10 protein-coding genes are annotated in these 8,044 nt (G+C 46.1%); 1 reads left to right on the top strand and 9 read right to left on the bottom strand.

Going from position 1 to position 8,044, the window contains the following annotated elements; all coding sequences use genetic code 11:
• Positions 1 to 82: 82 nt before the first annotated feature.
• Positions 83 to 466: a hypothetical protein gene (locus IEY53_RS34285; protein WP_229696529.1), complete on the top strand. Its 384-nt coding sequence runs from the start codon at positions 83 to 85 to the stop codon at positions 464 to 466.
• 635 nt (positions 467 to 1,101) lie between these two features.
• Here the strand turns inward: IEY53_RS34285 and IEY53_RS34280 are convergent.
• From IEY53_RS34280 to IEY53_RS34240, 9 genes are all read right to left on the bottom strand, one after another.
• Positions 1,102 to 1,371, bottom strand: coding sequence for a hypothetical protein (locus tag IEY53_RS34280; protein WP_229696528.1), 270 nt, complete (start codon positions 1,369 to 1,371; stop codon positions 1,102 to 1,104).
• Positions 1,372 to 1,518: 147 nt separating this feature from the next.
• The gene (locus tag IEY53_RS34275) at positions 1,519 to 1,935 is read right to left on the bottom strand and encodes an NUDIX hydrolase (protein ID WP_189032770.1); all 417 of its coding nucleotides are present in this window, start codon (positions 1,933 to 1,935) and stop codon (positions 1,519 to 1,521) included.
• 117 nt (positions 1,936 to 2,052) lie between these two features.
• Positions 2,053 to 2,481 carry a GNAT family N-acetyltransferase gene (locus IEY53_RS34270; protein WP_189032768.1) on the bottom strand — a complete coding sequence of 143 codons (429 nt, stop codon included), beginning with the start codon at positions 2,479 to 2,481 and terminating at the stop codon, positions 2,053 to 2,055.
• Between the two features lie 44 nt (positions 2,482 to 2,525).
• Positions 2,526 to 2,915: a hypothetical protein gene (locus IEY53_RS34265; protein WP_229696527.1), complete on the bottom strand. Its 390-nt coding sequence runs from the start codon at positions 2,913 to 2,915 to the stop codon at positions 2,526 to 2,528.
• Between the two features lie 156 nt (positions 2,916 to 3,071).
• Positions 3,072 to 4,445: a PD40 domain-containing protein gene (locus IEY53_RS34260; RefSeq protein ID WP_189032766.1), complete on the bottom strand. Its 1,374-nt coding sequence runs from the start codon at positions 4,443 to 4,445 to the stop codon at positions 3,072 to 3,074.
• A 181-nt stretch (positions 4,446 to 4,626) separates the two neighbouring features.
• A complete protein-coding gene (locus IEY53_RS34255) occupies positions 4,627 to 4,827 on the bottom strand; it encodes a hypothetical protein (RefSeq protein WP_189032764.1) in 201 nt (66 codons plus the stop codon).
• Positions 4,828 to 4,865: 38 nt separating this feature from the next.
• The gene (locus tag IEY53_RS34250) at positions 4,866 to 5,555 is read right to left on the bottom strand and encodes an NAD-dependent epimerase/dehydratase family protein (protein WP_189032761.1); all 690 of its coding nucleotides are present in this window, start codon (positions 5,553 to 5,555) and stop codon (positions 4,866 to 4,868) included.
• A gap of 55 nt (positions 5,556 to 5,610) precedes the next feature.
• A complete protein-coding gene (locus IEY53_RS34245) occupies positions 5,611 to 6,477 on the bottom strand; it encodes a MerR family transcriptional regulator (protein ID WP_189032759.1) in 867 nt (288 codons plus the stop codon).
• A gap of 9 nt (positions 6,478 to 6,486) precedes the next feature.
• Positions 6,487 to 7,971, bottom strand: a complete 1,485-nt coding sequence (locus tag IEY53_RS34240; RefSeq protein WP_189032757.1) for an amidase family protein — start codon at positions 7,969 to 7,971, stop codon at positions 6,487 to 6,489.
• Between the last annotated feature and the right edge of the window lie 73 nt (positions 7,972 to 8,044).

Here is an 8,044-nt window from a genome sequence, read left to right as displayed (position 1 = left end):
CCTATCCGAAGTGTTCTAACTCACGACTGAAGTCACGAGTTTGCGAAAACTATTTATCAATAGTTTGACGGAGTATGATCGCTTGATTAAGCTTGGAGTAATCACTCAGATGGAATCGCAGAGAGTAAGAAAACTGTTTGAGAATTTGAAGAAAGAAACGTTCCGCTTCGGTTTAAACCATGGAGATATCTCTTTAAAGAATACGATTGTCAATCAGGCAAAACAAGTTATATTGCTGGATTGGGGCAATGCAGAAGTAAGCGCGGTACCGCATGGAGCTGTTACTCAATTGATGAAGTACCAAATATTAGGACTAGAAGAAGGCCCGAATATTGAGGATTTCACAAGGCATTTGCTGCTATTAAGGACTTTCAATAACCTCAGGTGGGCTATTGATCGAAGTCCTGATCTGATCGAGCCCTATACTGCGTTTGCGAAACAAGTCGTTGACATTATTATGGATTAGCAGAAATTGATCAGTGTTGCTGTATCTCAATTCAACCAAGGGTGAAGAACATTATTGAACTAACGGAGAACGTTAGTTCAATAAAACAGCAGCGGTTATTTTCCATTAACAGCATTTAAGGGAGCTTTTTACAACCATCTTCTTGAACAAGGCTGCGATCGATCAGCAGCCTTATCTTTGACCATAGTTTCCCGCCAAGCTTAGTCCCTTAAGAAACTACTATTCCAATATGGTAAAGTTTGAAATAATAAAATACAGGCCTAATATGAGTACCGAAAACACCACAACATTAAAGACAAGAGCAAAAACTGACCTTCGATTCTTATAAAAAACAATAGCCATAAAGCTTGCAATTAGCGATAATATCGAAAAAGTAATGCTAAGTACAGTAGATAAAAATATCGACAACAATGCAATGATCCCCAGAATATATGAGATCCGAATTATGCCCGTGTTCTCTCCTCTTTGACCTTCCATGGTCTCTCACTCCTAACTCTAAGAATACGGACTTATACTAGTTTATGACTCTTTTGCTTTTTTTTGAGATATCATTTCCCGTTAGATCAAATAAATCCACTTTTGATCACTATTACTTAAAGCCATTTAATGCTATCTCATAAGCCTCTTCCACATCTTTACCATGCTGTATCATTTCTATAGAAAGATCGCAAAATGAACATGATGAATTGTCCTTTTGCAGCTTTGATTTCAAAGTAATATTGTTTATCTTTATTTAAACCACTTAATTGTTTGCTGTTCCCAGGAGACACCTGAAATTCATCAATCACGATATATCCCTTTTTATCCTTAACTCTCATAAGCACATTACCTGCACTGTTTGCATCATTTATAATTGTCTTATCCCAAAAAACACTATCAAATTTGACGGAAGCTTGACCATTCAACTCACTCCTTAATCAATAGAAATATTATAATATCCCCTTAACAAACGGCGTAAACGTTATCAAGAAAAAGCTAGCAGCACCACTAAAAACTTCCTGGGCATATAACATGTCCTATTCACCACAGTGATGGTGTGAGTGAGTTGTAGTTCATTTTGACAGAGAAAACTCAACATAAAAGGGATGAAGTTCTTCATTTAAGCAAAACTCAATTCTTTGCCTGAAATTTTTCCAAGTTACCATTTCTAAAGCTTCTTCAATTGGAAAAAAACCTGCCTCTAAACACTCTGGAGTCGTTACTAATTCCCCTCCGACTGGTCTTCCTAAAAATAATGTATTACAAATACATTCACTCACATTTTGAAAAATACCACAAAATTTTGTCACCTCTATATCTAAACCGCACTCTTCCTTTGTTTCCCTTATTGCCGCATCTTTCAGCGATTCACCTTCTTCAACCTGCCCCCCTGGCATTTCCCAACCTCTCCATGGACCTTTTATTAATAAAATTTCGTTACACTCATTGACTACAATTGTTGCCGCAGAAACAATATGCTTTGGAACCACCTTTTTGCCCCCATTCTTCAATTAATAAAGGGATTCTACCATAATTCCCCTTTACAGTCCGGCTCAATATATATGCAAAGCAAACTTAGCTGTTCGATGTTTACCGTTAGCTCAGTCCTATAAATTTTTGTTCAACAAAAGCTCGTCGTCCTTAACATAGGTGCAAGATTCATACATTTTAATTGCAGCATCATTCTCTTTACCTGTTAATACTTTCACACTTTCCACTCCCCGTTCTCTAAGGTTTTTTTCCAGGCAAGAAATTAATGATGCAGCAATTCCCTTTCTTCGGGCGGCTTCTTCAACATATAATTCGGTAATTTCCCCTTGAAGTTCTTTATAACAAAATGATTGAAAACTTTGAGCACAACCAAAACCAACGACCTTACCACTTACTACCGCTACGGCAATCAATTCATTGCTTTTATTCAGGCTTTCGATTATTTCTACCGAAGGTCTTTTGTAACCTCCGTTAAACTCTTGATTAAGCCTTGAAAGTGCCTCTGCATCGTTTGAGGTTGCCAGTCTTATCCTTGCATCAGTCATACTATCACCTTTTCGTCATTATTTAGAACGAAGCTTATGTCTTGCTATTGATTCGTTGGAATATACATACTTTGTATCTCCAGTACTCCCGGAACAAACCCGAGGTTAAGATAAACTGACTCTGCATCATTGCCTTCCATAACATACAACCTTAAAACTGGATACTTATCTTTAAGGCCAGTCAAGGCTCTTTGATACATAGAATTTGGTCCCATCCTTACCCCACCTATTTTTGATTCTCCTTTATAAATCCAAAAAGAGTTTCTTCGTGGAGCATTGAAGCTTTCTTCCCTAAAGAAACCAATAAAACGCATGTTATAATAAACTGAACAATATACTCCCCATTCTTCAGGCTCGGCCTTTCGAATACCGTTAATACTAAATAAGTGATGTTCGAGAATAACAAAAAAGACCACAAATGAACGTAGCTTCACCTGTAGCCTCAGATCTCCTGGATAACTCGGTGGAGATTGCGGTGTATGATATTGCTGTTGTTCTTAATGATATCCCCACTACTAAATACAAATTTTTCTTAACATATCATAACTATGGATAAGTTTCAATTTTCCTTCCCGATCAATGAAAGTAGACTAAATGAACGACAGCCGCCCGCCAATTTGGCGGATGTGGTTGACGTCGGCGAACAGGATAAAATAATTGTAGAACGCTTCCCCAATTTGGACGGGGCGGGGGTATCTCACAATAAGGGCAGCCTGTTTATTCATTTCTGCTGGTTGGTCGGCCGACGGAAAAATGAAGCACGCCTCTCGATTTTGTATCGTCATACTGATAATCCTAGGAGAAGAGCCGTAAGGCATCAATGGATGAAAAGCTTCAGAGCTGCACACCTCGGCAATCCGGCCGCTCGCTGAAATCGCGGACACCTGAAAAAAACCGCCAAACCCTTCGTACCTCTCTTCGCTGACCCGGCGCCAGTTTGCAGGATACGGAAAGGATACCCGGTACACGAAGCTTGTGAAGATGTTTTCCGGAACCCTTCTGACGCGAGGAGACCACTGCAGGGCAGTAATTCGGCCGCCGCTGAGGACATTCACCGGTATCTGCTCCCTGATATCGACAATCCAGAGCTGACTTGCACTTTCTACACCTTCACATCCCGATAAATACGCGATTTTGTCACCGTCCGGCGACCAGCCGACGGGAGTGGCGAAACAGCTGGAAGCTGCGAGCGTCCTTTGATTCTGACCGGTACGGCTGTCGATTTGGATGAGAGAATAATAAGTAGGCTCCTTATAGGTGGTTGCGCTATAGGCAATGCTCCGGGAGTTAGGGGACCAAACCGGAAAATAGTTTTTGGCGAGGGGTCCGCCTTCGAGCGTATAGATGGTACCGGTGGCCAGATCCACCGTTGAAATGATGGAGATGCTGGCGCCGGGGAACGTATAAAGTGCGAAGGTTCCATCCGGGGAAATCCGAACATCATGGATCGGTCCGTCCGTATTTTGTGTGATTTGTCTCCGATCTGTGTTATCGGCCCGGATGCTGAAGAGCTGAGTACTGCCGGTGGAATCCGGAGCCGCAAATAGAAGCTCCGTACCCGAAGGGAACCACTGGACATCGCTCGCACCCGGCTCCGGGATGGCATAGCTGCCATGTGAGAAGGTATCATAGACGACAATCCGCCCGTTTTTGACGTACACGAGAGACCGGCTGTCCGGGGACCAGTCCAACAGCGTGTAGGGTTCAATTTGGTCGATCCTGGCGATAGCGTGCGTGACGGTATCGAGCAGGTGGACCACGTTGCCAATACCGATGAAAGCGATACTCCTGCTGTCGGGGGACCAATAGGGAACAGAAAATTCCGCACCAAGTCCTTGTGTAAGTTGAAGATTAAGACCGTCCTGCGGTCGGTACAGCCAAAGGTCAAACGTTCCGCCGCGGTTCGACGTGTAGGCAATCCTTCCTTGAACGGGATCATGAGTAACAGCTTGCACGGCCAACATCCTCTCCTGAATCCACTTATACTTCAGATATATTCAGTGGAGGCCGGTTAGGCGACAGTCCCGGACGGCATTTATGACTCTTCTCCATTTTCACCTGTCAGAGGAGCAATTGATCCCGCTGTTTCTGGACGTGACTAAAGCGGATTCAATGACAAACAACCTTAGGACTGGATACTTATCTTTAAGGCCGGGATTTTCGAGCCCGATACCAATCGACCGTAGCTGCCAGCGACTCTTTCAGCGGTGTTGCCCTCTGCCCGAACCGGTCTGAGAATTTCTGGCTACTTACCACAAACTCCTTTTCGAATTGATAGAACATCTCGAGGCTTTCCCTCGCTGCCGGAATGAATAACCCGCCAAAGCGCAGCATTCCCTTCCCCATTGGCTTTATCCTTGCTTCAACACCTGCATACTGTGCGGCTAACCTACAAATTCTGTCACGGACACCGCCTCCGCATTAGGCACATGCCATGCCTCCCCATACGTTTCCTCTGTTTGTCCAAGCGTGACGAGTGCTTTTCCGAAATCTTCAATGAACGTAAACGTATGCTTCTGAGCGGGGTCACCTATTACAGACACGGCTTTACCCGTAATGAGTGGTTGAAACATCCTTTCACCAGCGGACGATTCCATAACTCCGGGTCCGAAGAAGTCAGACCCTCGACCAATGACGGCCTGAAGTTTACCACGATGGTGTAATTCAAGAAGCCGCTCGGCAAGCTGCGCACGAATTCGGCCTTTCTTCGTCCGTGCAGCGTATGGCAGTCCTTCGTTCATCTCATCGTCCACATCCCCGTACATGTAGACATTTTCTGCTGCGACCAGCTTGGCGCCGGAGGCCATTGCTGCCCCGATGATATTTTCCTGCAGCCGTTCGAACCTCCCCTCCCATTGGTGATACGGAGGTTGAGTGCATTGATATACCACCGAAGCTCCTGTAATGGCGGTTTTGGCTTGATCCGGGTCCATTAAATCGGCCCTGACAACCGATATATCCCCGGACCCCGGCTGCCGCCCGGAGAGATTCACCACCTGAAACGGTTCCTCCCGCAGTTGAAGCTCCTTGATCACCGCTCTTCCGAGTGGCCCAGCGCCTAATACTACATGCATGCCCCTATTCCTCCCTGGTTTCACTTGAATAAAACCAGCTTAAACCCTATAGCAGCTATAGGGTCAATGCCTTTTTCACAGGAATTTGAAGCTCCACGATAAACACGTCCGGGTCGCGCATTTGACTCAAATCAACGACATACTGCTCCACAACGGGCCCGCATTCGGCATACCCGTGCTCGCTCATCCAATCCAAAAGATGACGATACACCTTTTTACATGACTCCTCGTTAGGGGGGCCGCTGTAGGTTGCAGTAATATAATTGCCGCCAGACAATGTCCGTATGAATGGGTGGTTAACCGTGTCCGGTAACAGGGGAATACAAACCTCGATATCCGAATCGGCCCGGTCGAACGTCAGCAGATTTTCGTGATAGATGCTCATCATTTGCCCCTGTGCCGTCAAGCCATACATCTCCAGCTTGTCAAACAGCTGTGTAAAGCGAACGATAGACGCCTCCATTCCGCACACCGCCCGCTTCCTTTCGAAAACGACAATGCGGTCAGCCAGCTGCTTCAATTCAATCAAAACACCTTCACCTTCGGTATCAAGCTTCTCGTTCAGGCTTCTCAGGCTGTCCAACTGTCCGATTCGGTTCTCTATAGTGGTATGCGTCAATTGAAGACGTTGGATTTCCTCAAGCGTTTCTTGTTTCTTCACCTTCATAGCTGCGATTAGTCCGTCCAGGCCTGACTGTTTCAGGATGTTGCCAATCTCCTCCAGTGAGAAACGCAGACTTTTCAGATCCTGCACAATTTTTACCAGCAAAATATCCATATTCGAATAATAGCGATAATGGGTAAAAGGATCCGTCCGGCTCGGACACACTAGTCCAACGTTGTCGTAATATCGCAGCGTCTGGATGGAAATCCCGCATATCCGCGACACATGCCCGATTGTATAAAATTGATCATTAGCCATAAGAAGCGGTCACCTCACCTGATCAAGCTTAGGAGGGCGACGGTGGAGGGTCGCTTGCTCGAAGCTATAGGCTATACGGATCAGTGTGGGCTCGCTGAACGCTCGCCCGGAGAAGACGACACCGAAGGGGCCTTGCGTCGAATCGCCGTCCGAATCAATAATTCCGTTAACCGAGAAACCTGCGGGTACTGTGATAAGGGGGTAGCCTAACCGGGCAGCGATGTAAGTTCCATCTATGTCTCCAGGCAGCATTAGCGCATCCAGACCGTGTTGATCGAGCGCATAATCAATCCCTTGGGTGACAGCCGGATAGTTACACTCCTGCCGCAAGAACTGGTATGATTCGTCGTTCAGCGTATTTTGTTCAGCGCGAATCAGGTTGTCTTGTCCATATCTTAACGCCGATGCGGCATGCTTCTGATTATAAGCAATCAGCTCCCGGAGAGAATGAATGGGTACATTGTTGTGCAGTTGCGATAAATAGTGATTGAGAGCCATCCTGAATTCGTATGTAATAACATCGTTATTCCACGGTTGCTGCTCCAAATAAAGGTCAACAGGGTCGATGACTGTGGCGCCTTGATCGCGCAGTAAATGTATTGCGGTTTCCATGATGGACCGTCTCTCATCATCTAATGCCTTATAATAGTGGCGAGGAATTCCGATACGGGCTTGGCGCAGAAAGCCGGCATCAAGATATGGGGTGTAGTCAGTAAAAGCGTTATTTTGACTAGCATATGTAGCTTTATCGTTCTCGTCAATCCCCGTGATTGCGCCTAGGAGGATTGCTGCGTCCGTAACTGTTCTAGCGAGAGGACCCGGCGTATCCTGGCTTACGGAAATTGGAATGATGCCGCTCCGGCTCGCAAGGCCTACCGTAGGCTTAATGCCTACGAGGAAATGCTGGCTGGCCGGACCAGTAATCGATCCGGCAGTTTCTGTGCCGATCGCAGCCGCCGCCAAGTTAGCCGCTACGGCCGCGGCCGAACCAGAACTGGAACCGCTGACAAAAAGCTTGCCTGGACCATACGGGTTCAGTACATACCCACCCCGGGAGCTGTATCCTGCCGGCATGTGGTCCGACATAAAGTTTGACCACTCCGTCATGTTCGTTTTTCCCACAAGAACTGCGCCGGCTGTGCGGAGCCTTGCAGCTACAAATGCATCTGCAGGTGCGTAGGACTCGGCTAAAGCGACCGATCCGGCACTCGTATGCATCCGGTCATGTGTATCAATATTGTCCTTCAGGAGGATCGGAATTCCGTGCAAAGGACCGCGGCTGCCTGTTGCATATCGCTCCTGATCCAGACTTCTTGCGATGTCGAGGGCTTCTGGGTTGATTTCCAGAACGGCATTGATTAATGGATTATAGCTATGTATACGTTCGATGTATGCGCGGACAAGATCTTCTGAACTGCATTCACCGCTAGTCATAGCCCTCTGCATGCTTAACAAATCGGCTTCATGGATCCAATCTTGGATGTTTCTATGCATATTATGCTCCCCCTCCTAGTACCTTGACCGCGAATAATTTTACCTTTAAGCTCTCCGTATAGAGTCAAATGGG

The sequence above is a fragment of the Paenibacillus albidus genome (assembly GCF_014644435.1).
Classification (GTDB): Bacteria; Bacillota; Bacilli; order Paenibacillales; family Paenibacillaceae; genus Paenibacillus_AQ; species Paenibacillus_AQ albidus.
This window is presented reverse-complemented; position numbering and strand designations above follow the sequence as displayed.

What these genes read in the sequence shown, in the direction of transcription:
- IEY53_RS34270 (WP_189032768.1), bottom strand. Translation starts at nt 2,481, where the DNA reads ATGACTGATGCAAGGATAAGACTGGCAACCTCAAACGATGCAGAGGCA.
- IEY53_RS34255 (WP_189032764.1), bottom strand. Translation starts at nt 4,827, where the DNA reads ATGGGGAAGGGAATGCTGCGCTTTGGCGGGTTATTCATTCCGGCAGCG.
- IEY53_RS34240 (WP_189032757.1), bottom strand. Translation starts at nt 7,971, where the DNA reads ATGCATAGAAACATCCAAGATTGGATCCATGAAGCCGATTTGTTAAGC.
- IEY53_RS34245 (WP_189032759.1), bottom strand. Translation starts at nt 6,477, where the DNA reads ATGGCTAATGATCAATTTTATACAATCGGGCATGTGTCGCGGATATGC.
- IEY53_RS34260 (WP_189032766.1), bottom strand. Translation starts at nt 4,445, where the DNA reads ATGTTGGCCGTGCAAGCTGTTACTCATGATCCCGTTCAAGGAAGGATT.
- IEY53_RS34250 (WP_189032761.1), bottom strand. Translation starts at nt 5,555, where the DNA reads ATGCATGTAGTATTAGGCGCTGGGCCACTCGGAAGAGCGGTGATCAAG.